Annotated in this window: 22 protein-coding genes; 11 read left to right on the top strand and 11 right to left on the bottom strand. The window is 62.4% G+C overall.

Annotated elements, in window-relative coordinates:
- Nucleotide 1 precedes the first annotated feature (1 nt).
- From OA90_RS18920 to OA90_RS18900, 5 genes are read left to right on the top strand one after another with little or no spacing between them, the layout of a single operon-like run.
- Nucleotides 2-1,027 carry a biotin/lipoyl-containing protein gene (locus tag OA90_RS18920; protein ID WP_068415705.1) on the top strand — a complete coding sequence of 342 codons (1,026 nt, stop codon included), beginning with the start codon at nt 2-4 and terminating at the stop codon, nt 1,025-1,027.
- An 11-nt stretch (nt 1,028-1,038) separates the two neighbouring features.
- Nucleotides 1,039-2,502, top strand: a complete 1,464-nt coding sequence (locus OA90_RS18915) for an NAD-dependent succinate-semialdehyde dehydrogenase (protein WP_068415702.1) — start codon at nt 1,039-1,041, stop codon at nt 2,500-2,502.
- A gap of 10 nt (nt 2,503-2,512) precedes the next feature.
- Nucleotides 2,513-3,415 (top strand): 2-oxo acid dehydrogenase subunit E2, encoded by a 903-nt coding sequence (locus tag OA90_RS18910; RefSeq protein ID WP_068415699.1) that lies wholly within the window; start codon nt 2,513-2,515, stop codon nt 3,413-3,415.
- An 18-nt stretch (nt 3,416-3,433) separates the two neighbouring features.
- Entirely contained in the window at nt 3,434-3,931 is a 498-nt protein-coding gene (locus OA90_RS18905) for a (2Fe-2S)-binding protein (RefSeq protein WP_068415696.1), read from the top strand.
- The gene (locus OA90_RS18900) at nt 3,928-6,039 is read left to right on the top strand and encodes a molybdopterin cofactor-binding domain-containing protein (RefSeq protein WP_068415694.1); all 2,112 of its coding nucleotides are present in this window, start codon (nt 3,928-3,930) and stop codon (nt 6,037-6,039) included. The genes OA90_RS18905 and OA90_RS18900 overlap by 4 nt, the downstream gene beginning before the upstream one ends.
- A gap of 110 nt (nt 6,040-6,149) precedes the next feature.
- Here the strand turns inward: OA90_RS18900 and OA90_RS18895 are convergent, their stop codons facing one another.
- The 11 genes from OA90_RS18895 to OA90_RS18845 form a co-directional block, all read right to left on the bottom strand.
- Nucleotides 6,150-7,175 carry an ABC transporter ATP-binding protein gene (locus OA90_RS18895; RefSeq protein ID WP_068415691.1) on the bottom strand — a complete coding sequence of 342 codons (1,026 nt, stop codon included), beginning with the start codon at nt 7,173-7,175 and terminating at the stop codon, nt 6,150-6,152.
- The gene (locus OA90_RS18890; protein ID WP_068415839.1) at nt 7,172-7,921 is read right to left on the bottom strand and encodes a glycerophosphodiester phosphodiesterase family protein; all 750 of its coding nucleotides are present in this window, start codon (nt 7,919-7,921) and stop codon (nt 7,172-7,174) included. The genes OA90_RS18895 and OA90_RS18890 overlap by 4 nt, the downstream gene beginning before the upstream one ends.
- A gap of 12 nt (nt 7,922-7,933) precedes the next feature.
- Nucleotides 7,934-8,758: a carbohydrate ABC transporter permease gene (locus tag OA90_RS18885; RefSeq protein WP_068415688.1), complete on the bottom strand. Its 825-nt coding sequence runs from the start codon at nt 8,756-8,758 to the stop codon at nt 7,934-7,936.
- Nucleotides 8,748-9,617, bottom strand: a complete 870-nt coding sequence (locus tag OA90_RS18880) for a sugar ABC transporter permease (RefSeq protein ID WP_068415686.1) — start codon at nt 9,615-9,617, stop codon at nt 8,748-8,750. Before OA90_RS18880 ends, OA90_RS18885 begins: the two co-directional genes overlap by 11 nt.
- Before the next feature lie 78 nt (nt 9,618-9,695).
- Complete coding sequence (locus OA90_RS18875) at nt 9,696-10,949, bottom strand: ABC transporter substrate-binding protein (protein ID WP_068415835.1); 1,254 nt, start codon at nt 10,947-10,949, stop codon at nt 9,696-9,698.
- Nucleotides 10,950-11,066: 117 nt separating this feature from the next.
- Nucleotides 11,067-11,951 (bottom strand): MurR/RpiR family transcriptional regulator, encoded by an 885-nt coding sequence (locus tag OA90_RS18870; RefSeq protein WP_068415684.1) that lies wholly within the window; start codon nt 11,949-11,951, stop codon nt 11,067-11,069.
- Between the two features lie 81 nt (nt 11,952-12,032).
- Nucleotides 12,033-13,325: an amidohydrolase family protein gene (locus tag OA90_RS18865; RefSeq protein ID WP_068415681.1), complete on the bottom strand. Its 1,293-nt coding sequence runs from the start codon at nt 13,323-13,325 to the stop codon at nt 12,033-12,035.
- A gap of 14 nt (nt 13,326-13,339) precedes the next feature.
- A complete protein-coding gene (locus tag OA90_RS18860; RefSeq protein WP_068415678.1) occupies nt 13,340-14,284 on the bottom strand; it encodes an ABC transporter permease in 945 nt (314 codons plus the stop codon).
- Complete coding sequence (locus OA90_RS18855) at nt 14,281-15,363, bottom strand: ABC transporter permease (protein WP_068415675.1); 1,083 nt, start codon at nt 15,361-15,363, stop codon at nt 14,281-14,283. The genes OA90_RS18860 and OA90_RS18855 overlap by 4 nt, the downstream gene beginning before the upstream one ends.
- A complete protein-coding gene (locus tag OA90_RS18850; RefSeq protein WP_068415672.1) occupies nt 15,360-16,907 on the bottom strand; it encodes an ABC transporter ATP-binding protein in 1,548 nt (515 codons plus the stop codon). The genes OA90_RS18855 and OA90_RS18850 overlap by 4 nt, the downstream gene beginning before the upstream one ends.
- Nucleotides 16,908-17,010: 103 nt before the next feature.
- Nucleotides 17,011-18,018 carry a BMP family protein gene (locus OA90_RS18845; RefSeq protein WP_068415669.1) on the bottom strand — a complete coding sequence of 336 codons (1,008 nt, stop codon included), beginning with the start codon at nt 18,016-18,018 and terminating at the stop codon, nt 17,011-17,013.
- Nucleotides 18,019-18,334: 316 nt separating this feature from the next.
- Between OA90_RS18845 and OA90_RS18840 the strand changes: the two genes are divergently transcribed.
- The 6 genes from OA90_RS18840 to OA90_RS18815 all read left to right on the top strand — a co-directional run bounded on the left by OA90_RS18840 (nt 18,335) and on the right by OA90_RS18815 (nt 25,281).
- Nucleotides 18,335-19,243, top strand: a complete 909-nt coding sequence (locus OA90_RS18840; protein WP_068415665.1) for a LysR family transcriptional regulator — start codon at nt 18,335-18,337, stop codon at nt 19,241-19,243.
- 92 nt (nt 19,244-19,335) lie between these two features.
- Nucleotides 19,336-19,815 (top strand): formate dehydrogenase subunit gamma, encoded by a 480-nt coding sequence (locus OA90_RS18835; protein ID WP_068415663.1) that lies wholly within the window; start codon nt 19,336-19,338, stop codon nt 19,813-19,815.
- Nucleotides 19,812-21,383 (top strand): NADH-quinone oxidoreductase subunit NuoF, encoded by a 1,572-nt coding sequence (locus tag OA90_RS18830; RefSeq protein WP_068415661.1) that lies wholly within the window; start codon nt 19,812-19,814, stop codon nt 21,381-21,383. Before OA90_RS18835 ends, OA90_RS18830 begins: the two co-directional genes overlap by 4 nt.
- A 4-nt stretch (nt 21,384-21,387) precedes the next feature.
- Nucleotides 21,388-24,258: a formate dehydrogenase subunit alpha gene (gene fdhF, locus OA90_RS18825; protein WP_068415658.1), complete on the top strand. Its 2,871-nt coding sequence runs from the start codon at nt 21,388-21,390 to the stop codon at nt 24,256-24,258.
- 2 nt (nt 24,259-24,260) lie between these two features.
- Nucleotides 24,261-25,076 (top strand): formate dehydrogenase accessory sulfurtransferase FdhD, encoded by an 816-nt coding sequence (gene fdhD, locus OA90_RS18820; protein ID WP_068415654.1) that lies wholly within the window; start codon nt 24,261-24,263, stop codon nt 25,074-25,076.
- Entirely contained in the window at nt 25,066-25,281 is a 216-nt protein-coding gene (locus OA90_RS18815; RefSeq protein ID WP_068415651.1) for a formate dehydrogenase subunit delta, read from the top strand. Before fdhD ends, OA90_RS18815 begins: the two co-directional genes overlap by 11 nt.
- The last annotated feature ends 146 nt before the right edge of the window (nt 25,282-25,427 follow it).

Here is a 25,427-nt window from a genome sequence, read left to right as displayed (position 1 = left end):
GATGACCCATGAAGTCATCATGCCCGCGCTCGGAATGGCCCAGGAAACCGGATTGCTCCTTGCCTGGCACAAACAGCCGGGCGACGCCGTGAAGATCGGTGACGTCCTGATGGAAGTGGAGACCGACAAGGCCGCCATGGAAGTCGAGGCGCAGGCCGACGGCTTCGTGACCGAGCTGCGCGCAAAAGAGGGTGAGGACGTTCCTGTCGGCGCCGTGATCGCCATCATTTCCGCCAGCATGGACAAAGCCGCCGGGGCGCCGACTGAAGATGCACCGGCGACACCGGCTGCAACGACGGACAAGGTGGGTGACACGCCGCAGGCCACCCCTGCTGCTGCGAAGCCAGCCCCACAAATTCCGGAAAAACCGAAGGATACGGCATCGCCGCCTGAAGGCAGGGTGCAAGCGTCACCCAAGGCGAAACGCCTGGCGGCCGAGCAAGGGCTCGATCTGACCCGGCTGGCCAAAGCCGGTCACCCGCAGCCTTATCGCACTGCCGATCTCGAGCATCTCAAGAGTTTGCAGGCCAGCCAGGTGGACGGGGGGCAGTTTAGCGCCGCCTCGCAGCGCATCTTCGCACGCGCCACGGTTCCGGCGGCAGCCTTCGACGAATTTTGCAATTGGCTCGCCGGGCAAGGTGCAGTCACGGCGGATCTGGTCCTTGCCACTTTCGCAGCTGGCAGCTTCAGGTCGGCAACCGGATTGCAGTCGCTCGCCGTCTCCGTTTCCGCTCCGCGCAAACCCTCGCGGATCTTCCAGGATCCTGACCGGTGTGGCCTTCTGGACCTTTCAGAAGACGAAGACGGACAACAAGCCGATCTGATTGTCTACGACCTGACCGCATCGCGCCTGACGGAAGCGGAACTTGCGGCGACCCATGCGCCGACGGTTACAATTGGCCGCAGTCAGGCCGACCTGACGGTATCTCTTTCGGCCACCCGCGACCAACTTGACGACACGGCGCTGATCGCCATGCTCGACGCTTTTGCCGGGCGGCTGGAGGAACCCCTCCGGCAGCTACTTTGAGGACAAGACCGATGACCAAACCTGTTCTGAATGTCGATGCGCGGCAGTTTTTGTCCGACCTCCACATTGATGGAAGCTGGCGGGAAGGGGCGAACGGCGAACGTTTCAATGTCCTCAACCCGGCGACGGAAGACGTGCTCGCTTCGGTCGCCTCCGCCGAAATCGCCGACGCGGACGCTGCGCTCAATGCCGCCGAAGCCGCCTTTGGCGACTGGGCGTTGCGCACGCCGCGCGCGCGCTCTGAAATCCTGCGCAAATGCTGGGAATTGATGACCGCGCGGCTTGATGAGTTCGCCACGCTGATCACGCTGGAAAACGGCAAGGCGGGCAACGACGCACGCGGCGAGGCCGCTTATGCGGCGGAATTCTTTCGCTGGTTTGCCGAAGAAGCGGTGCGCGCGGACGGTCTGATCACTCGCGCACCCGCGTCGGGCGCCCGGATCATCGTCCAGCACAAGCCAGCGGGCATCGCTGTTCTGGTGACGCCCTGGAACTATCCTGCCGCCATGGGCACGCGCAAGATCGCGCCGGCTCTGGCAGCCGGATGTCCGGTGATCATCAAGCCGGCCTCCGAAACACCTCTCACGATGCTGGCGCTGATGCCGCTGCTGGAAGAGGCCGGTGTTCCCAAGGGGCTGGTGAGCGTTCTGCCGTCGAAAAAATCAGGCGCGCTGGTCGATCATCTTCTGCACGATCCGCGCGTGCGGGTCGTTTCCTTTACCGGTTCGACCCAGGTGGGCCGCAAACTGCTCCATTCCGCCGCCGATCAGGTGCTGAAACCGGCGATGGAACTCGGCGGTAACGCGCCTCTGATCGTTTTCGGCGATGCGGATCTCGACGCGGCCGTCGAAGGTGCAATGCTGGCCAAGATGCGTAATCTCGGCGAAGCCTGCACCGCAGCGAACCGGTTCTACGTTCACGAGAGTGTTGCTGGCAAATTCGCCGAAAAACTGACGGCCGCGATGGCCGCGCTGAAACTCGGTAACGGTCTCGATCCGGATGTCGATGTCGGCCCGCTGGTCAACGCCGATACGCGTGACAAGGTGGCCGCCTTTGTCCGGGAGGCAATCGACAAGGGCGCGGAGCTGCTGCTCGGTGGAACGGCTCCGGCCGGACCCGGTTTCTTTTTTCCGCCGACCGTTCTGACAAATGTACCCGAGACGGCCGATTGCGTGCATGACGAGATCTTCGGCCCCGTCGCCGCGCTGCAGATCTTTTCCGACACGGAAGACGTGATCCGCCGCGCAAACGACACCGAATACGGTCTGGTGGCCTATGTGTTTACCGAAGACATGAAACGCGGACTGCAGGTTTGCGAAAGGCTCGACTACGGCATGGTCGGTCTGAACCGGGGACTGGTTTCCGATCCGGCGGCACCGTTCGGCGGCACCAAACAGTCCGGTCTTGGGCGTGAAGGCGGCCATGAGGGCATGCTGGAATTCATGGAGACCCAGTACATCTCCGCAAGCTGGTAGGGACACGCATTTGACCAGGGTCACCGCAAGTCCGTCCGTCCGCGCCCTCGCCGGGCGCAAGGGGATCGATCTGGAGGATCTCGGCCGGTCGCTCGGCCGCAGGACGCTGGCGCGCGAGGATGTCGAGGCAGCGGTGTCCGGTTCGAAACCGGGCGCTGGTCTTCCCGCGTCCGGGCCGGATCATGCCACCTTCTGGGATGTCGATCATTCCGCCTACGGACCGATCCGCGAAGAGCCGATGTCCCGCTTTGCCCGGGTGTCTGCCCGCAACTTGGCTGCCGCGAACGCGCTTGTTCCGCAGGTGACCCATCATGACGAGGCCGACACCGGCGCGATTGAGGCGTTCCGCAAGACTCTCAAGGTGGAAGCGGCGGAAAACGGCGTCAGGTTGACCGCGCTCGCCTTCCATGTGAAGGCGCTGGCCCATTGCCTGAAACGCTTCGAGACCTTCAATGCGTCGCTCAGTCCGGACGGGGCAACGCTCTATCTGAAGGACTACGTGCATATCGGCATCGCCGTCGATACGCCCTACGGTCTGACGGTTCCCGTTGTTCGCGATGCCGACCGCAAGGGTCTGTTCGAGCTTGCAAGGGACATTTCCACCCTGGCGGCAAAAGCCGCCGAGCGCAAGCTTCCGCCTGATGCACTGGGCGGCGCGTCAATGTCGATCTCCAATCTCGGCGGTATCGGCGGAACGGCCTTCACACCCATCGTCAACCCGCCGGAAGTCACCATCCTCGGCATCACCCGCACCCGCATCCAGCCGGTCTGGGACGGAGAGGCCTTTCAGCCGCGTCCCGTGGTGCCGCTTGATCTCAGCTACGATCATCGCGTCATCAACGGAGCGGAGGCGGCCAGATTTCTTGCCGAATATGCATCGCTGATCGGCGAGCCGCAGCGTCTTTTGCTCTGAGCGGACGGGAAAACCTGAATGGCAGACCAGCAAGGCACAGACGGCATGACGATCACGCTCAACGGCCGGCAGACCGCCGTCAGTGGTCACGACTCCCTGCCGCTGCTTCATGTCCTCAGGGAGGTGCTCGGACTGAAAGGCACGCGCTTCGGCTGCGGACAGGGCACCTGCGGGGCCTGCACGGTGATCGTCGACGGACAGGCGGTGACCTCCTGCGATCTGCCGCTGGAGGCGGTTCGCGGCAGACGGATAGAAACCGTTGAATGCCTGACCGCCGCCGGTGCAGCCCATCCGCTGGCGGAAGCCGTTCTGGCATGTCAGGCGGCGCAATGCGGCTACTGCCTTCCGGGCATCCTGATGGCGGCGAAAGCCCTCCTCGACCGGGAGCCTGATGCATCGGACGCCCGGATCCGCGAGGCACTGGACGATAACCTCTGCCGCTGCGGGGCGCATCTGCGCATCCTGCGGGCGGTTCGCCTGGCAGGTGAAACCATGACGGCGGCAAAAGACCGATGACCGGGCTCAGCATCCCCCTGCCGCTCAAGGCAGCTCCCTATATATCCGACTGGATCCGTTTCGGGCCGGGGCGGACTGTCGAGATTCTGACCGGCCGCGTCGAACTCGGTCAGGGAAATCTGACCGCGCTGGCGCAGATGACAGCGGATGAACTGGGACTTGCTCCGGATGACATCGGCATCATTTCCGGCAACACCGCGCTTACCCCGAATGAAGGATACACGGCCGGCAGCATGTCGGTCTCCATGGGCGGCATGGCGCTCCGCTTCGCCGCGTCGGCGGCCCGTGTGCTGATCCTGCGGGAAGCATCGCTGAAACTGAATGCCGTTTACCGCAGCCTGAGCGTGCGCGGTGGCGGCGTTCTGGAAAACGGACGGCAGACGGATCTGGATCTCAGAGATATTGCTGTCGATCTGGATTTCGCGGTTCCGGTGATGGATTATGCGGCCCCGCTGGGGCCGGAATGGCATAAGCTGTCGTCCCCAACCCTGCCGCGCAGGGATCTGCCCGACAGGATATTCGGAACCCCTTTCATTCACGACTTTGCGCCGGATGGTATGGTCCATGGGCGCATCCTTCATCCTCCTGCGTTGGGGACGGTGCTGCGCTCACTGGATCTGAAAGCCCTGGCGGCAAGACCGGGGGTCATCGACGTCTTTCGCGACGGCTCCGTTGTCGGCATTCTTGCAGAAAGCTTTGCTGCGGTGACCGCTGCCACAGACTGGGCCGCAAACCGCACCGACTGGTCTGTACCCGATTTTCCTCAATCCGGTTCGCTCCGTGATCTTCTTGCAAGGGCCGCCGGTGTGGAAACGGTGGTCCATGAAACGGGGGAGGTCCCGGACAAGGACGCAAACGCTGTCGAAGTCACCGCCAGCCGGGCTTATCTCAGTCACGGCGCTATCGGCCCTTCCGCTGCCATGGCTGTCTGGCGGGGCGGCAGGCTGAGGATATGGTCCCATTCGCAAGGCGTGTTCCAGCTACGCAACGCCGTCGCCCGGGTTTTGGGGCTGGATATCGGGGACATCAGCATCGAACACGCACCGGGCGCCGGCTGTTACGGTCATAACGGCGCGGACGATGCCGCCTTCGATGCGGCTCTGCTGGCGCGTCATGCCCCGGGAAAACCGGTGAAGGTGATCTGGAGCCGTCTGGACGAGTTCCGGGTCGCGCCTCTCGGCGCCGCCATGATGACCTCCGCGCGAGCCCATCTGGACGAGACCGGCACACTTACCTCCGCTGACGTCCTTGTCACGAGCCCGCCACATGCCAACCGTCCTGATATGGCCGGGGCCGCGAACCTTGTGACCGCCACCCGTCTTTCCAGCCCGGTTCCTCTCGCGCAGTCCGCCGACCTGCCCCTTCCCCAAGGCGGAGCGGACCGCAACGCGGTTCCCGCCTATACGATCCCCAATCTTCGCGTGGCCAAGAAGCTGGTTCATGACCTGCCTTACAGAACGTCCTCGCTCAGAGGGCTCGGCGCGCATCTGAATATTTTCACCATCGAGATGCTGATGGAAAAATGCGCGGCCATGACCGGCGAAGACCCGGCTGCTTTCAGACTGCGGCACCTGGAGGATCCAAGGGCGCGGGCCGCGATCGAAGCCGTCATGTCGGAAGGCAAGGCGCTGCGTGAGGACCTGGAGCCGGGAACGGAGGGCTGCGGATTGGGATTTGGCAGATATAAGAACGCCGGTGCCTATGCCGCTGTCCTTGCCCGGATCAAAGTGGATGAGAGTGTTTCAGTATCGCATGTTCACGCCGTGGTGGACACCGGTGAGGTTGTCAATCGTGACGGCGCGCTCAATCAGATCGAGGGCGGGATTCTGCAGGCAATGAGCTGGACCCTGAAGGAAGAGGTGAAGCTGGCAGGCCCACTGGTGGCGACGGAAACCTGGCTCGACTATCCGATCCTGAAATTTTCAGAGGTTCCGGAGGTTTCCGTCAGCCTGATCGACCGGCCGGACGTGCCGCCGCTCGGCTGCGCGGAAGCAATGCAGGGACCGGTCGCGGCGGCGATAGGAAGCGCACTTTTCAACGCGCTGGGCATCCAGGTCTGCGATCTGCCGCTGACAAGAGACCGCATCATGGCCGCCGCATTGGCGTGAATTCTCGCCGGTTCTGACTGCAGGCGGTATCAGGTTCTCGCTCATGGTGGCCGGGCTCAGGCCAAGGGCTCTCGTAGGGGGACGGATCTCCGGCATCGGGCAGGAACAGATTAAAGGTCCACCCGTCGTTCCGAACCGTTGTCGAAGAAAAGCGCCCGGTCCGTGTCGAGCCCCACCCAGACGGACGTCTGGCCGTCGGCGATGTCCCGGCGTGGCGTGGTCACGGTCAGGCGGCCGAGTTCGGTGTCGCAATGGAGTATCAGCTCCGAGCCGGTCATTTCGGACAGAAGGACCCTTCCCGCGAACGACTGCCCCTCGGGTTCGCTTGTATGGAGCCGCATGTTCTCCGGCCGAAGGCCCACGGTCAGGCCGCTGCGTCCCGGCCAGTGGGGGAGGGTCTCTATGGGAATGAAGTTCATCGCGGGTACGCCGAGAAAACCGGCGACGAAGCGATTGGCCGGCCGGTCGTAGATCGCACTCGGCGTGTCGAACTGCAGAAGGTCGCCGTCCTTCATCACCGCGACCCTGTCTGCCAGGGACAGGGCTTCTGTCTGGTCGTGGGTCACATAGACCACGGTCGCGCCCAACTGCGTGTGCAGTTCCTTGATCTCCGTGCGCATGGTCACTCTCAGGGCGTTGTCCAGGTTGGAAAGCGGCTCGTCCATCAGGAAGATCGAGCTGTTGCGGGCCAGCGCCCGGCCCATGGCGACCCGCTGGCGCTGGCCGCCGGAAAGCGCGCCGGGCTTGCGGTCGAGATAGGCTTCGAGCTTCAGCGTCCGGGCGACGTCTTCGGCCCGGGCATTGCGCTCGGCCTTCGGCATGCCGCGCAACTCCAGTCCGAAGGCGATGTTCTGGCGCACGCTCATGTGCGGATAAAGCGCATAATTCTGAAAGATCATCGCGATATCGCGGTCCTGCGGCGGCAGTGCGTTCACCCGTTTGTCCCCGATGAGGATATTGCCCTCCACGCAGGCCTCCAGCCCGGCGATAAGACGCAGGAGTGTCGATTTCCCGCAGCCGGACGGGCCGACGATGACGACGAATTCCCCGGCCCGGATATCCATGGAGACGCCATGCAGGACTTCCGGTCCGCCCGAATAGGACTTGCGGATGTTCTCTAGCTGAATGCTGCTCATCTGGTCTCGTCCGTCTGCAGGCGGTTGCGGATGGCGATGGCAAGGCTCGGCCTGTCGGTGGTGAAAACCTTTACGCCGAGCGTCAGCGCCTTTTCGATCTGTTCCTGCGTGTGCGCGGCCCAGCAGCCGAATTCCAGCCCGGCTGCCTGGGTCGCGCTCATGATAGATCGGTCGGCGCAGTCCACATGAACACCGATTTCGGGAATGTTGTGGTCCCTGGCGAGTTTGATGACTGTCGGGAGGCCGAGTTGGATCAGCACAGGCGGGCTGACAAGCCAGAGCCGTGGCCGGTCCGTCGCCGTGGCCAGATGCTTGTGCGTCTCGATCAGGAACGAGGAAAACACCGTGCGTTCGAGCATGCCCTGCCGCTCAAGCGTTTCCACCACATGCGGGACAAAATCCTCATAGGGCCGGCCGTCCGGTCCGGGTTTGATCTCGCAGCGGAAATCCACACGGCTGTCCCGGTAAAGGGAGCAGAGCTGTTCCAGAAGCATCGGATGACCGCCGGCGCCATAATCGATGACGGCAGCGCGTACCTCGGCTTCGCTCATGTCGCGGATCGCGCCGCTCCTGTCCGTGGTCCGGTCCAGTGTCGGATCGTGATGGACGACAAGAGCGCCGTCCGAGGTGGGATGAAGGTCGAACTCGACCTCTTCGAGCGCCAGTCCCGCGGTGGCGGCGAACCCGGCCGGCGTGCTGTCTCCGAATTCAAGCGTGCCGCCGCGATGGGATGCAATACGGGTCATCGAAAGTTCCATTTATTTGACGGCGCCCATGGTGATGCCGCGCACCAGGTGGCGCTCTACGAAAATGAAGCCGAGAAGGATCGGGAGAATCGTGATGGTCGAGGCGGCCATGACGAGCGGCCAGTTGACGACGTCCTCGCCCGGATTGACCTTGTAGAGTCGCGCCAGCCCGACCTGCAGCGTGTAGAGATCCTCATCGCCGACGGCAACGAGTGGCCAGATGTAGCTGTTCCACTCGGAAATGAAGATGAAAAGGCCCATCGAGAAAATCGCCGGCCTGGCAATCGGCACGATCACCCGCCACAGCACCTGCAGGGGTGTCGCGCCGTCCATATAGGCTGCCTCGTCAAGGGCGACCGGAATGCCGCGAATATACTGCCGGAGGAAAAACGCGGCGAATCCGTTCGAGATGGCCGGCAGGATAAGCCCCGCATAGGTGTCGAGCAGGCCGACCCTGGCGAGCGACAGGTAGTTCGGAATGAGCGAGATATGGCTGGGGATCATCAGCGTCGCGACCACGGCCGCGAAAAGCAGGTTGCCGCCCGCAAACCGGAACCTTGCGAAAGCGAAGGCGGCCATCGTGGCGAATGCCAGACCCATGACGGTGACCGTGCCGGACACGATGAGACTGTTGAAGAGATAGCGGGCGAAATGGAACTGCCCGATGGCGAGCCGGTAATTCTCCAACGTGAAGTCGAGCGTGCCGGTGTAATAGGCATCGACTGTCTGGAACGACATGAAGATCGAATAGAGCGCCGGGAACAGAAACAGCAGGCCACCCGCCAGCGCGAGCCACGGGAGGACCCTGTTGCCGGGTTTCGTCTCGTCAGGCTTCATAGTGGACCCTCCGGCCGAGAACGCGGGACTTGAACAGCGCCAGCGCGATCAGGAGAATGAACAGGAGCACCGCCAGCGCCGAACCTTGGCCGATGTCGAACAGGGTGAAGCCGACCCGGTACAGCATGTTCACGAGCATGTCGGTGGCGCCCGCGGGACCGCCCTTCGTCATGACATCGACGATGGTGAAAATCTGGAACGCCTCGATCACCGAGACAACAAGCAGGAAATAGGTCGTCGGCATCACCAGCGGCACGGTGACACGCCGGAAGACATGCCCCTTCCTGCCGCCGTCGACGGCCGCTGCATCGTAGAGCTCCTGCGGCACGGCCTGCAGTCCGGCGATATAGATGACGATGTCGTAGCCGAGCTGCTTCCAGGTGTTGACGACGATCACCACCCACAGGGCGAGTTGCGGATCCTGAAGCCAGGGGACCCTGCCAAGCCCCAGGCTCACGAGAAAGGCGTTCACCATTCCGTAGTCGGTGGCGAACATCCAGGAGAACACCACGGCAATGGACACGGTTGAGGTGACGGAAGGCAGGAACAGCGCGCCGCGCAGCAGTCTTGAGGGCAAGGTCTCGCGGACCAAGTAGCTCGCCACCATCAGCGCCAGCCCGAGCCGGATCGGCACGGATATGACCGCGAACAGCGCCGTGACCCGCACCGAATTCCAGAATTCGTGCGAGGACAGCAGAAGCCGGTAATTCTCCAGCCCGACGAAGGGCATTGTCGGCGACAGGAAGTCCCACTCGCGAAAGCTGAGATTGATGCTGGCGGCGATGGGAATGTAGGTGAAGACCGCGATGAACGACATCAGCGGCAGCACCAGAAGATAGGGAGTCAGTCTGGAAAACATCGGCGGGACCTGTTGGCAGGCATCGGGCTTCGCCGGGAAGCCCGATGCTGGTGTTTTCAGGCGTTCGGACCCGGAACCTTAATTGGTCCGTTCGGCTTCCTTGCGCGTGCGCTCGGCGAAGTCCTTGAGGGTTTCCTCAACGTCGCGCTGACCCAGGGCCAGAGCTTGCCAAACGTCATATTCGGAGGCGCGCATCCAGGTGACCACCGGCGGGCGCGGGCGGCCGCGGGCGAAATCGAGCTGATCGATTGCGACCGTGATGCCGGGTTTGTCCTGAACGGCGCTGACGGCGAGAGGCTGTTTGGCCGTGTGTTTGTTGATCGGCATGTAGCCGGTGCCCGAAAACCAGATGGCGTTGGATTCCGGTGACGCCGCGAAGCTGATGAACTTGTAGGCCGCGTCCTGAACTTCCTTGTCGGAGGAAGAAAGGATGCCTATGCCGGCGCCGCCAATCGGCACGGCGCACACCTTGTTGCAGGGCATCGGCAGCACCGCCAGCTTGTCGCCAAGCGCCTTTTTGGAGCGGGTGTAGTTGCCGGTCGAGTTCAGCATGATGCCGACCTTGCCGGCCAGAAACGCGTCGCGGCCGTTGTTTTCCTTGGTCACGCCGTCGGCGGAAGCCACCTTGTGCTCATGCACGAGCGAGGCCATCCATTCATAGGCTTCGATCGTGTTCGGGCTGTCGATCAGGATCTCGCCGGTCTTGCTGTCGATCAGGTCGCTGTCATTGTCCATGATCAGGCCCCAGCGCGCGAATTGGCCGGGTGCGGCGATGCCGGTGATGCCTTCATCACCGAGCTTTTCGGTGATCTGTTTGGAAACCGCAAGAAGATCGTCATAGGTCTTCAGGGCAGGTTCCTCGGTGAAGCCCGCACGTGCGAAGATGTCCTTGTTGTAATAAAGAACCGGCGTGGAGGAGTTGAAGGGAACGATGTAGTTCTTGCCATCAAAGACGCCGACTTCCCGTGCGAAGTCGAACAGGTCGTCCTTCAGCGGGTCGTTGTCGACATAGTCGGTCAGGTCCAGCAGCACGCCGCGGTCGGCGAAAAGGCCGTAGCGGGTCACTTCCATGATGGCGGCGTCCGGAGCCCGGCGGGCCGGAATGGCGGCCTGCAGCTTGGCGACGATGTCGTTGTAGTTGCCGATATTCTGGGCTTCGATGTGAATACCCGGATTGGCGGCCTCGAAATTTTCGATGATCTTGCCCAGGGATTCGCCGCTGCCGCCATCGAAGCTGTGCCAGAACTCGACGGTGACATCGGCCTGTGCGGCGGCAACGCCGCCGAGGCCGACCAGACCGGCGAGAAACAATGTTTTGAGATTGCCAAGCATCATTTGTCCTCTTTCGGAATAAACAGGTTTATTTATCGGGTAGAGTGCGCGCCGTTATTTGATGAGAACGGTTCTGTTATGGATTGGCAGCCATTCCGTCCGCTGCTGTTAAGTGCATCAGCGGCTCCATTGCACGGGCAGGGTCTGCCGGAAGGCCTTGTAGTCCTTGAGGGACCGGATCGAGCGGCCGTCATCGATGCCGGCAAGGTCGAGAATGACCGCATTGGCGATGGTCATCGGAACGGCGAGGGACTGCGACTCGCCGGCCTCGCCGCGTGCGGCGCTGATGTGATGAAGCGGTGGAGGATCGAAACGGGCAGCATGGATATCCGTGAGCGCCAGTCTCTTCGAGCCGCGTTCGGCGGCGATCCTGTTGACGTCCTGGACCATCTGCACCGGCCGCCTGAAGGCAAGCATCCAGACTGTATCGTCACTCGCCATCGTGTTGATTGTTTCGGCGAACTGGTGCATCCGCTCACCCAGGTCGATGGCGTCATATCCGGAGCGCTGAAGCCGAAGGGTAATCAGCGATGACAGGCTCGCAGCATGGCCGCGGCCGAGAACGTAAATCTTCCGGCTGTCGCGCAGGGTTTCCGAAAAGCGCCTGATATCGGCATCCGATACCGTGTTGCGCAACGCTTCAAGAGCGGTGATCTCGCTGTCGATGACGGAGGACAGAACCTGGCCTTCTTCCGCCCGCACCAGCCGTGCGGCCATCCTTGCCGCAGGGTTCTCGAAATCGGCGTCTCCCTCGACCAGATTGGCCTTGAGGAATGCCCTGAACTCCGGATAGCCTTCAAACCCCAGTCGTCTGGCCAACCTGACCGCGGATGCGGGGTGGACACCTGCGCGGGACGAGACTTCGGTGCCGTTTTCCAGAACAGCCCGGAAGGGATCCTGGATCAGTACGTCCAGCAGGCGCGTGTCGGAACCGGTGAGTTTCGACGCGTTCTTGGTGATCAGGTCGCTCAGGAAGCCCGAGGGCGGGATCTGCTTTGTCATGCGCGAACGCTAGCGCTGCAATTTGAATTGCAGAAAACAGAACGATGAAATCTTTATTACAGTCGGCTTAGCCGAACCGGATCAGGATTCCTTCGGAGCGTATCCTGCGGGGTCGACGGACACCGGACGCCCGGCGAGGTCCAGCCGGGCCGTCCGCGCGGGTGTCGAGGCGATCACCTTGCCACCCTTGACGACCTTGAGCCGTGTCGCCTTCAACCGGATCGCCTCGATCGTGTCGCGCGCCTGCAGCAGCACGAAATCCGCCTTGCAGCCGGTCTGAAGCCCGTAGCCTTCCAGTCCCATTGCCCTTGCGGGATGGCTGGTGACGCAGTCGAAGCAATACCGGATGTCGTCGCGGCTGGTCATCTGGGCGACATGCAGCCCCATGCTGGCGACTTCCAGCATGTCGCCGGAACCCATGGAATACCAGGGATCCATCACGCAATCATGACCGAAGGCAACATTGACGCCATGGGACCTCAATTCGGGCACGCGGGTCTGGCCACGCCGTTTCGGATAGCTGTCGTGCCGGCCCTGCAGCGTGATGTTGATCAGCGGATTGGCGATTGCGTGAATCTCCGCCTCGGCAATCAACGGCAGCAGTTTGGACACATAATAGTTGTCCATGGAATGCATCGAGGTCAGATGCGACCCGGCGACCCGTCCCTGCAATCCCAGCCTCTGCGTCTCTAAGGCGAGCGTTTCGATGTGCCGCGACATCGGATCGTCGGTCTCGTCGCAATGCAGATCCACCATGAGGCCGCGCTCCGCCGCGATCTCGCACAGGCGGGCGACAGACCTGGCTCCATGCTCCATGGTGCGCTCGAAGTGCGGTATCCCGCCAACGATGTCGACGCCCATGTCCAGCGCCGCCAGGAGGTTCTTTTCCGCATTCGCCGACCGGTACAATCCGTCCTGCGGAAAGGCGACGAGCTGGAGATCGATGTAGTCCCTGACCTTGTCCCGGACCTCGAGCAGTCCCTTGACGCCCGTCAGCCGGTCATCGCAGACGTCCACATGCGTACGGATCGCCAGCAGGCCCTGGGAAACGGCGAGATCGCAGTATTTCAGTGCCCGTTCGACCACCGCTTCAACCGTAAGGATCTCCTTCAGTTCGCCCCAGAGCGCGATGCCTTCCAGCAGCGTGCCGCTGCGGTTCATTCTCGGCAGGCCGAGGGACAGCGTTGCGTCCATATGGAAATGGCTGTCGACAAAGGGCGGGGACACCAGCAGGCCCCCCGCATCGATCGTCTCTTTCGCCTCGGCCGTGATGTCTTGTTCAACGGCGGCGATGCGGCCGTCCCAGCAGGCGATGTCGATCCCGGTGCGGCCGTCCGGCAGGTTGGCATTCCTGACGAGAAGATCAAAACTCATCGGCGGCGGTCCTCTCAGCGTTGACCTTTGAAATAGGGAACAAGCAGCGCGCGCGGATAGTCGGCGCGGCGGGCGACAACGATCAGCGCGGCGATGGACAGTATATAGGGCATCATCAGGAACACCTGTCCGGGAATGAAACTGCCGACTTCCGTCTGGAGACGCACCTGGAAGGCGTCGAAGGCTCCGAAGAGCAGGGCACCGAGCAGAGCCTTGCCTGGCCGCCAGGAGGCGAACACCGTAAGCGCGATGCAGATCCAGCCCCGGCCGTTGACCATGCCGAAGAAAAAGGCGTCGAAGGCGGACATGGTCAGGAACGCACCGCCGAGCGCCATGATCGCCGAGCCGGCGACGATTGCGCCGATCCGCAGACCGTAGACCGACAGGCCCTGGGATTCGACTGCCGCCGGATTGTCGCCGACCGCCTGAATGGCGAGGCCCAGCGGGGTCCGGTAGAGCACATAAGCCGTCGCGGCGACGAGGAACAGCGCAAGGAAGGTCAGCGGCGTCTGTTGAAACAGGGCCGGGCCCAGAAACGGCAGATCGGACAGGACCGGAATATCGAGAGACTGAAAGGCCTCGATACGCGGCGGCGAGGAGACGTCCGGCAGGGCTGTACGGTAGATGAAATAACTCAGCGACGTGGCGAAAAGAGTCACGCCGATCCCCGATACATGTTGCGACAGGCCGAGCGGTACGGTTAGCACCGCGTGGATGAGACCGAAGAACCCGCCGGCGAGAGCGGCAACCAGCACACCGCCCCACAGACCGGCTCCGAGCCAGACAGCCATCCAGCCGGCCATGGCGCCTGCGGTGAAGATACCTTCGATGCCGAGGTTGAGCACGCCGGCGCGCTCGCAGATCAGGGCGCCGATGACGCCGAAGATCAGCGGTGTCGCGATCCGGATCGCGGCGGCCCAGAAGCTTGCCGACATGAAAATTTCCAGAATGTCGCTCATTTCGCGGTCTCCTGAGCAGGTCTGGTACTGGCAAGCCGGATCCTGAACCGCAGGAACAGTCCGGACACGAGCACGCAGAGCAGCGATATGGCAACGATCAGGTCGGCCAGGTAATTGGAAACCCCGGTGGCTCGCGACATGGAATCCGCGCCGACGAAAATACTGGCGATGAAGAGCGCGGCGAAAACAACGCCGATGGGCGACAGTCCGGCCAGCATGGCGACCACGATGCCCGAATAGCCGAAGCCCGGCGACAGATCGGCGGTCAGATACCCTTTCAGGCCGGCGACTTCGCCAACGCCTGCCAGTCCCGCAAGGGCGCCGGAGAGCAGGCCGACGCGGATGAAGGTGGCCGTCACGGGTATGCCGGCATGCCGCGCGGCTGAGGCATTCTCGCCCACGGCGCGAATCTCGAAACCCCACACCGTACGCTTCAGCAGGAAATACACCCCGAGCGAGGCTGTAAGCGCGATGATGAGACCCCAGTGGATTCTCATCCGGTCCATCAGTTTCGGCAGGGCCGCCTCATCGAGGATAGGCTCCGACTGGGGCCAGCCCATACCCATCGGATCCTGCATCGGCCCTTCGAGCATCATCTGCACGAAAAGCAGAATGACGAAATTCAGCAGCAGAGTCGTCACCACCTCATCCACGCCAAGGCGGGTCTTCAGCAGTGTCGGCACCAGCATCACCAGACCGCCGGCCAGGGCGCCGGCCAGAATGACCGCCGGAACGAGAACGAACGAGGGGCCGGAAATCAGGCCTGTCCCGACGGCGACTGCCGCAAGGGCACCTGCGTAGAGCTGTCCCTCCGCGCCGATGTTCCAGAGCTTGGCGCGAAAGGCCACCGCCGCGGCAAGCCCGGTCAGAATGAGCGGTGCTGCCCGTGTCAGCATTTCCGTGAAGGCGAACAGCGATCCCCAGGCGCCCTTGATCATCAGCCCGTAGGCTTCCAGGACCGAGAGCCCTGCGAAAAGCATCGGGATGGCCGCCAGAACGAGGGCGGCAAGGGCGGCGGTTACCGAAACGCCGACCATCCTGGAAACGGCGACCGGGCCTCTGGGTTCGAAACGGATCATTCGGCAGCTTCCATGGTATGTCCGGCCATTCTCAGCCCGAGTGTGCCCCTGTCGAGCGTTTCGGTCGGCTCGGCGGCGGACAGATGTCCCCGGTGAATGACGGCGATCCGGTCGGACAGCCGCATGAGTTCGTCCAGATCCTCGGAAATGAGAAGAACACCTGCACCGCGGGCGCGCGCGTCCAGCAGACGCCTGTAGACCTCCGATGTCGCCCCGACATCAAGACCCCGCGAGGGTTGGGCGGCCAGAACGACCTTCGGTTCGCCCTCCAGGGTTCGGGCCAGAACGATTTTCTGGATATTGCCGCCCGACAGCAGCCGCGCCGGGCTGTCTTCTCCCTGGCAGCGGATGTCGTAAGCGTCGATCATGGCTTTCGCCTTGTCGCGCATGGCGGTGAAACGCAACAGACCGAAGCGCTGGCAGTCCGGTTTGCGGATCGTTTCGATCGCAAGATTTTCCGAGACCGTCATTGCCCCCACGATACCGTCGCGATGCCGGTCTTCCGGTATCCGCGCCAGACCGGCATCGATCATCATGCGGGCGTTTGCATGGCTGAAGGCGGATCCTTCCAGCCTCATTTCTCCTGCCACGGGCGTTTCCAGGCCTGAAATAACCTGTGCCAGCATCGTTTGGCCGTTTCCCGACACTCCGGCAATGCCCAGGATCTCGCCGGATTTGAGGTCAAGATCGACGTCATATAGCGCCTCGCGGCCTTCGCCCGCCGAAATGCCGGTAAGGATAAACAGGGTAGCGCCGGGCGTGCGGGCGTCGCGAACGGTTTCGCTGACTTCGTGCCCGACCATCAATTCGGCGAGCTGACGCTGGCTGCACGCGTCTGTCGGCAGGTCGGCCACCTTGGCGCCGCCCCGCAGAACGGCAATGCGATGAGAAGAGGCCATCACTTCAGCCAGCTTGTGCGAGATGAAGATGATCCCGAGCCCCGCAGCCGCGAGTTTTTTCAATATGGCGAACAACGTGTCCGATTCCTGCGGCGTCAGCACCGCAGTAGGTTCGTCGAGCACAAGCACCCGTGCGTCCCGGTAGAGGGCCTTCAGGATCTCGACCCGCTGCTTTTCGCCGACCGAAAGCTGGGAGACGCGCATATCCAGTCCGACGGTCAGACCGGAGCGGGTCATCAGGTCTTCCAGCTTACTGCGCGCCGGTGTACGCGCGGATTTCAGCGCGGAGATTTTTTCCGTGCCGAGCAGGATATTGTCGAGAACGCTGAGGTTTTCCGCCAGCGTGAAATGCTGGTGCACCATGCCGATCCTGGCGTCCAGCGCCGCATGTGGCGATCCCGGTTCCAGTTGCGCCGGCTCACCACCATCCCGCGACACCAGCACCGCCCCCTCATCGGCAACATAATGGCCGAAGAGAATGTTCATCAGGGTGGTTTTTCCGGCGCCGTTTTCCCCCAGCAAGGCCAGGATTTCACCCTGCTTGAGGTCGAGGCACACGCCGTCGTTGGCCGTCAGAGCGCCGAAGCGTTTGGTGATGCCGTCCAGTCTCAACAGGACCGGGGCGTCCTTGGCAGGGCGCGCCATGCGAACCTCCGGGAGGGATTTGAATTGAGTTCGAAAATCAGGTTGGGTTCGAAAGTGCACGCCGGCGGCCGATGTACCACCGGCGTGCAACCGTTTCTGTCGCTTACATGGTCGACTTCGGTTCGCTGTCGTTCACGTTGACGCGGAAAAGACCGTCGTTGATTTCCTCTTCCTTGGCTTTCGCGGCTTCCACCGCATCGGCCGGCGCCAGGCTTTCATCGACGATGAAGCTGCCGCCGCCATAGGACATGAAGCTGTAGGGGCCGTAGTCGGCGGGCTCGAACTCCTCGGAGACCACCGCGTCGAGAGCGCGGTCGATAGTCGGTTCCATATGCCACAAGGCCGAGGACAGAATGGTGCCGGGATAGTCGCCCGACGTATCGATCACGTTGCCGATAGCCAGAATGCCCTTTTCCTTCGCGGCGTCGGAGACGCCGAAGCGTTCGGCGTAGAGAATGTCCGCGCCCTTGTCGATCATGGCGAAGGCGGATTCCTTGGCTTTCGGTGGGTCGTACCAGGAGTTGATGAAGGTCACGAGGAACTTCACGTCCGGATTCACGGACGTCGCGCCTTCCATGTAGGCATTCATGAGCCGGTTCACTTCTGGAATGGCGTAGCCGCCGACCATGCCGATGATGTTGGATTTGGTCGTTGCACCCGCGATCATGCCGGACAGATAGCTCGGTTCATGAATCCAGTTGTCGAAGACGGCGAAATTCGGCTGTGCCGGACCGAAGGAAGAGCCCATCAGGAAGGCTGTCTCGGGATATTCCGCAGCAACCTTGCGGGCGGCGCGCTCCACGGCGAAAGCCTCGCCGACGACCAGGTCCATGCCCTGCTCGGCGTATTCGCGCATCACGCGTTCATAGTCGGTGTTGGCGACGTTTTCGGAGAAGGTGTAGGTGATGTCGCCACGTTCCTGGGCCGCCTTGAGCGCCTTGTCGATACGGCTTACCCATTGCTGTTCGACCGGAACGGTATAGATCGCGGCGACCTTGATCGGGTCTGCCGCGCTTGCAGGCGACAATGACAGGCCCATGGTGACTGAAACGGCCAGGGCGGCCGACAACAAGGCTCGCCGGGCCTTGGAAAAAGATTTTGATGTGAGCATCTGGATCCCCTGGAAGGTATTTTTTTACAAACGCAGATGATCACAAAATACGCATGCTCACAAGTTATGCAGGCGCTGAAAATCAAATAATTGATCAGATGGACAAAATAATACCGCCTCTCGATGCCTTTCCTACGGTTGGAGGCGCCGGGTGCGCGGCTCAGTCGGTATCAGGCCAGTCGCGGGCGCTGAGGAACCGTCGAAGGCTTTGATTTTATGTTACGATACAAACTTGTGATGAAGCCGGAATGGCATCGGAAACTCCACTGCAGGACAACCCCAAGACAAGGTGGCCTCGCCACATCGTGAACCGCTGATGATCGACAAGCTTGAAATGTTCATTGCTCTTGCCCGGGAACGGCATTTCGGCCGCGCCGCGGAGGATTGCGGTGTGACCCAGCCGACACTTTCGGCCGCGATAAAGCAGCTTGAAGAGCAATTGGGCGCGTTGCTGGTCCTGCGCGGATCGCGGTTTCAGGGGCTGACCCCGGAAGGTGAGCGCGTTCTGGGATGGGCCCGCCGCCTGGTTTCCGACGCCCGAACCATGCAGCAGGAGTTGAAGACTGTCCGTGACGGTCTGAGTGGCCATCTGCGCATCGCCAGCATTCCGACGGCGCTCTCCTACATCCCGGAGCTGACGACACCGTTTGTCGACCAGAACCCGGGCGTGACCTTTTCCGTCTTGTCGCGCTCTTCCATCGAGATCCTGTCACTGCTGGAAAATCTGGAGATCGATGTCGGCGTGACCTATCTCGGCAACGAGCCTGTGGGCAAGGTCATCCAGGTTCCGCTGTACCGGGAAACCTACTGCCTGGTGACCACCGAAGGCGCGCCGCTTGCCGACCGCAGCCGGGTCACCTGGCGCGAAGTCAGCCGAATTCCTCTGTGCCTGCTGACCGGGGATATGCAGAACCGCCGAATCGTCGATGGCATTCTTGCCGAGGCCGGCACCGAAGCCACGCCCGCACTGGAATCGGACTCCATCGTCACACTGATCGCCCATGTGCGCACAGGCCGCTGGGCCTCGATCGTACCCAGAAGCCTGGCGGAAACTTTCGCTTCCGAAGCGCTCAGAACCATTCCCGTCATCGAGCCGGACGCGGGCACGATGGTTGGTCTGGTGACGACCCACCGCGAGCCCCATGCGCCTCTGATAGCCGCATTCCTGCGTCTGACCAGAGGGATTTCGGAAGCGCAGAAAGTGGAGTTCGAGACTCGTCTATAGGAATGTGCAATCGCACAACTGAACCGCGATATTGATTACGCTTGGCACAGTATGACACTTTGAAAGTCATACGCGAGCGAGGGAGAGACGGCATGGAATTGCAAGTGCCGGAAATGGATGTTGCGAACCGGACGGCCGCCATCGCCGACGGACATTTGCAGGACGAAGGTCCGCTTCTGCCCATATTGCATGACGTCCAGAGGGATTTCGGATGTGTGCCCGACGCCGCGTTGCGCGTCATTGCCGACAAGCTGAACCTCAGCCGCGCCGAAGTACATGGTGTCATGAGTTTCTACCACGACTTCCGGCAGGAGCCGGCAGGCAGGCATGTTCTGAGAATCTGCCGAGCCGAAGCCTGTCAGTCCGTTGGCGGCGAGGCCCTGGCGGAAGGCGTGCGCAAGGCTCTCGGGATCGACTGGCATGAGACCACGCCCGACGGCAGGATCACGCTGGAGCCGGTCTATTGCCTCGGCCTGTGCTCCTGCGCGCCGGCAGCCATGTTCGACGATGAACTTCATGGCCGCCTGGATGAGGCGGCGCTCGCCGATATCGTGCTGGAGGCAGGCCGATGACGCCGGTGATTTACGTCCCGCGCGATGCTGCGGCAATAGCGGTCGGGGCGAACCGCGTCGCCGAAACCATTGCTTCGGAACTCTCCGCCCGCGGGATTGCGGCGGAACTGGTCCGCAACGGCTCGCGCGGCCTGCATTGGCTTGAGCCGCTGGTCGAGGTGCGCTTTGGGGATCGCCGCGTCGCCTATGGTCCTGTCAGGCCAGCCGATATCCCCGGACTGTTCGACGCCGGATTTCTGGAGGGTGGCGCCCATCCGCTGTTTCATGGCGAGACTGAAGAGATCCCGTTTCTGAAAAACCAGACTCGGCTCACTTTCGCGCGGTGCGGACACACGGATCCCCTGTCCCTCGACGACTACACCAGTAACGGCGGGTTGACCGGGTTGCGGAACGCCCTCGCCATGCAGCCTGCCGAAATTGTGCAGCAGGTCACGGACAGCGGTTTGCGCGGGCGCGGCGGTGCGGGATTCCCCACAGGCATCAAGTGGAACACCGTGCTGAACGCGCCGGGAGCGCGCAAATACATCGTCTGCAACGCCGATGAGGGCGACAGCGGCACATTTGCCGATCGCATGATCATGGAAGGCGATCCGCTCGTGCTGATCGAAGGCATGACCATCGCCGGCATCGCGAGCGGCGCCACCAAGGGATACCTCTACACGCGCTCCGAATATCCGCACGCCATCGAAACCATGCAGGCGGCGATCGGTATCGCCCGCAAGGCCGGAATTCTCGGTCAATCCGTTCTTGGTTCGGATTATGCCTTCGACATGGAAGTGCGCGTCGGCGCGGGTGCTTATGTCTGCGGCGAAGAGACCTCGCTCCTCAACAGCCTGGAAGGCAAGCGCGGTGTCGTGCGCGCAAAACCGCCGCTTCCGGCGCTTGAAGGCCTGTTCGGCCGTCCAACCGTGGTCAACAACGTTCTGTCGCTGGCCTCCGTTCCGGTGATCCTCGACAAGGGCGCGGCGTTTTACAAGGACTTCGGCACCGGCCGCTCGCGCGGCACCATGCCGATCCAGCTTGCCGGAAATATCCGGCACGGCGGACTTTACGAGGTTGCCTTCGGCATCACGCTGGGTGAACTCGTCAATGATATCGGCGGCGGTACCTTGAGCGGACGTCCCGTCAAGGCGGTGCAGGTTGGCGGGCCGCTCGGAGCCTATTTCCCCCCGGAGCTGTTCGATACACCCTTCGACTATGAGGCTTTCGCCGCGCAGGACGGCCTCATCGGCCATGCGGGCGTTGTCGTCTTCGACGATACCGCCGACATGCTCAGCCAGGCGCGATTCGCCATGGAGTTCTGTGCGGTCGAGAGCTGTGGCAAGTGCACACCCTGCCGCATCGGCGCGGTCAGGGGTGTCGAGGTCGTCGACAGGATCGCGGATGGCGACAGGCCGGAAGAACAGATCGATCTTCTCAAGGATCTCTGCAACACGATGAAACTGGGTTCACTCTGCGCGCTCGGCGGCTTCACGCCCTATCCGGTCATGAGCGCGCTGACTCATTTTCCGCAGGACTTCACCCCCAAAACCGACACCCTGAAGCCTCTGGCTGAGGCGGCGGAGTAGCGACATGTCCCTGATCAAGGAAACAGACTACGGCACACCGGCTTCAGAGTCGGAGAACACGGTCACGCTGTCCATCGACGGCTTCGAGGTGACGGTACCCGAAGGCACATCCGTGATGCGGGCCGCCATGGAGACCGGCATCCAGATTCCGAAACTCTGCGCGACCGATATGGTCGACGCCTTCGGCTCCTGCCGCTTGTGTCTGGTGGAGATCGAAGGCCGGCGGGGAACACCGTCCTCCTGCACCACGCCCGCCGAGAGCGGCATGGTGGTCCAGACCCAGACCGGCCGGCTGAAGGATATCCGCCGCGGCGTCATGGAACTCTACATTTCCGATCACCCGCTCGACTGCCTGACCTGCGCCGCCAACGGCGATTGCGAGCTGCAGGACATGGCGGGCGCGGTTGGCCTGCGCGATGTGCGCTACGGCTACGACGGCGGCAACCATGTGAAACAGCGCGATGGCGGTGGCGAGGTGAATGCCCGCTTCATGCCGAAGGACGAAAGCAATCCCTATTTCACCTACGACCCGTCGAAATGCATCGTCTGCTCCCGCTGCGTGCGCGCCTGCGAGGAAGTGCAGGGCACATTCGCACTGACCATCGAGGGCCGCGGATTCGGGTCGCGGGTCTCCCCGGGCATGCATGAAAGCTTCCTGAACTCCGAATGCGTCTCCTGCGGCGCCTGCGTCCAGGCCTGTCCGACCGCGACCCTGCAGGAAAAATCGGTGATCGAGATCGGCCAGCCCGAACACTCGGTGGTCACCACTTGCGCCTATTGCGGTGTCGGCTGTTCCTTCAAGGCGGAAATGCGCGGTCAGGAACTGGTCCGGATGGTGCCCTACAAGGACGGCAAGGCCAATCACGGCCACTCCTGCGTCAAGGGGCGTTTCGCCTATGGCTACGCCTCTCACAAGGACCGGATCCTGAATCCGATGATCCGCGAAAGGATCACCGATCCGTGGAAGGAAGTCTCCTGGGACGAAGCCCTGAGCTTTGCGGCCAACAGATTGCGGGCGATCCAGTACGAGCACGGCAAGGAGTCCATCGGCGTCATCACGTCGTCCCGCTGCACCAACGAGGAAACCTATCTGGTCCAGAAGCTGACGCGGGCCGTCTTCCTCAACAACAACACCGATACCTGCGCCCGGGTCTGTCATTCTCCCACAGGATACGGCCTCGGCCAGACCTTCGGCACTTCCGCCGGCACACAGGATTTCGACAGTGTCGAGCAGGCCGACGTGGTTCTTGTGATCGGCGCCAACCCGACCGACGGCCACCCGGTCTTTGCCTCCCGCCTGAAAAAACGCCTGCGCCAGGGCGCGAAGCTGATCGTCGTCGATCCGCGCCGGATCGATCTTGTGCGCACTCCGCATGTCAGCGCCGCCCATCATCTGGCCCTCAGGCCGGGTACGAATGTCGCTGTCGTCACGGCGCTTGCCCATGTGATCGTGACCGAAGGCCTGTTCGACGAGGAGTTCATCCGCACACGTTGCGATTGGGACGAGTTCCAGGAATATGCCGAATTCGTCGCGGATGTCGCCCATGCTCCGGAGACGGTTGAAGCCCTGACCGGAGTGCCGGCGGCGGAACTGCGCGCGGCGGCCCGGCTCTATGCACGGGGCGGCAACGGGGCCATCTACTACGGCCTCGGCGTGACAGAACACAGTCAGGGCTCCACCACGGTGATCGGCATCGCCAATCTGGCGATGCTCACCGGCAACATCGGCCGGCCGGGCGTTGGCGTGAACCCGCTGCGCGGCCAGAACAATGTCCAGGGCTCTTGCGACATGGGCTCCTTTCCGCACGAACTGCCGGGCTATCGTCATGTCAACAATGCCGACGTGCGCGATGTCTTCGAAGAGGTCTGGGGCGTCAGCATTTCCGACGAGCCGGGCCTGCGCATTCCCAACATGCTGGATGCGGCTGTGGAAGGCACATTCAAGGGGCTTTACTGCCAGGGCGAGGACATCCTGCAGTCGGACCCGGACACGAAACATGTTTCCGCCGGTCTGGCGGCGATGGACTGCGTCATCGTGCATGACCTCTTCCTGAACGAGACCTCGCACTACGCCCATGTCTTCCTGCCAGGGTCGACCTTCCTGGAAAAGGACGGCACTTTCACCAACGCGGAGCGCCGCATCAACCGGGTGCGCAAGGTGATGGCACCGAAAAACGGCTATGCGGACTGGGAGGTCACGCAGCTCCTCGCCAATGCCATGGGCGGTGGCTGGAGTTACACACATCCGTCCCAGATCATGGACGAAATCGCCGCGACCACGCCCAGCTTCGCAAATGTAAGCTATCAGCTGCTGGAGGAAAAAGGGTCCGTCCAGTGGCCGTGCAACGAGAGCACGCCGGTCGGATCGCCGGTCATGCACGTGGACGGGTTCGTGCGCGGCAAGGGCAGGTTCATCCGCACCGATTATATCGCCACCGACGAAAAGACCGGACCGCGCTTCCCGCTGCTGCTCACCACCGGCCGGATCCTGAGTCAGTACAATGTCGGCGCCCAGACGCGGCGGACGGAAAACGTCGTCTGGCACGACGAGGACATTCTGGAAATCCATCCGCACGATGCCGAAACCCGGGGTGTCAAGGAAGGCGACTGGGTCAAGTTGGTCAGCCGGTCGGGCGAAACGAGTCTCAGGGCCAGTCTTACCGACCGGGTGTCGCCGGGTGTCGTCTATACGACGTTCCACCATCCGACCACCCAGGCCAATGTCATCACCACCGATTATTCCGACTGGGCGACCAACTGCCCGGAATACAAGGTGACCGCCGTTCAGGTATCGCCCTCCAACGGACCGACCGACTGGCAGGAGCAATACGAGGAATTCTCGGTGCGGGCGCGCAGAATCGAGGCTGCGGAATAACGATGAAGACGCACAGCACGTCCTCAGCTGCATCCTACCGGGATGGTCTTTTCTCGCCGTCCGCGCTGAAGCTCGCCGAAGAAGTGCCGGTTGCGATCAGCTACAACGGCTCGACCCATGCCGTCCTGATGGCTACTCCTTCGGACCTTGAGGATCTGGCGGCCGGATTTTCCCTTTCCGAAGATATCGCAGCGGTGCCGGACGAGATCGAGGATATCGCCATTGTCGAAGTCGACAAGGGCATCGACGTTCAGGTCCGGCTTGCCACGGATGCGACGGAAAGACTGCGGGAGAGGCGGCGTTCCATCGCAGGGCCGGTCGGCTGCGGGCTGTGTGGCATCGAGAGCCTCGACGTGGCCATGCGCGAGATCCGTCCTGTCAGCGCCGAAACACGGCTCAAAGCGGAAGACGTGGGCGACGCGGTGCGTGCCATGGGCAAGGCTCAGGCGCTCAACCAGCAGACCCGCTCGGTTCATGCCGCGGGCTGGTTTCATCCCGAAAAAGGCCTGACGGCGATCCGTGAGGATGTCGGGCGGCACAACGCCTTGGACAAGCTGATCGGGTCGATGAGCCTGTCCGGCACACCTGCCTCCGGTGGCGCCGTCGTCATGAGCAGCCGGTTGTCGATCGAACTGATCCAGAAAACGGCAGCCGCGGGTTGCGGGATTATCATCGCGGTCTCCGCCCCGACGGCGCTTGCCGTCTCCGAGGCCAACAGCGCCAACATCACGCTTGTCGCCTGCGCACGCGGCGACAGCTTCGAACTCTTTACCCATCCGCACAGGATCATCGGGAGAACCCTGCAAGATGTCGCCTGAGAAGCTGACCTACATGGCCAACCAGATCGCAGGCTTTTTCCGCAACAGGCCGCATGAGGAGGCCGTGGCCGGTGTCGCGGATCATATCAGCAAGTTCTGGGAACCGCGCATGCGCGCCCAGCTTTTCGACATGCTGACCCAGGCTGGCGACCGGTTCGACCCGCTCGTGCTGGAAGCCGGACCGAAGATCCGTCCGGTCAAGTAATTTTGTCCGGGGAGAACCCTCACGAACCACGCCGGAACGTTCCGGCAGCTATGAACGCTCACGCACAGGTTCAAAGATCGACAAGCGATTGAAGCAGGTTGGAGGCGCGTAGCGGATCTGCGCCCGGCTCGCAACGCTGTCGGCAA

It is taken from the genome of Labrenzia sp. OB1 (assembly GCF_001624695.1).
Classification (GTDB): Bacteria; Pseudomonadota; Alphaproteobacteria; order Rhizobiales; family Stappiaceae; genus Roseibium.
This window is presented reverse-complemented; position numbering and strand designations above follow the sequence as displayed.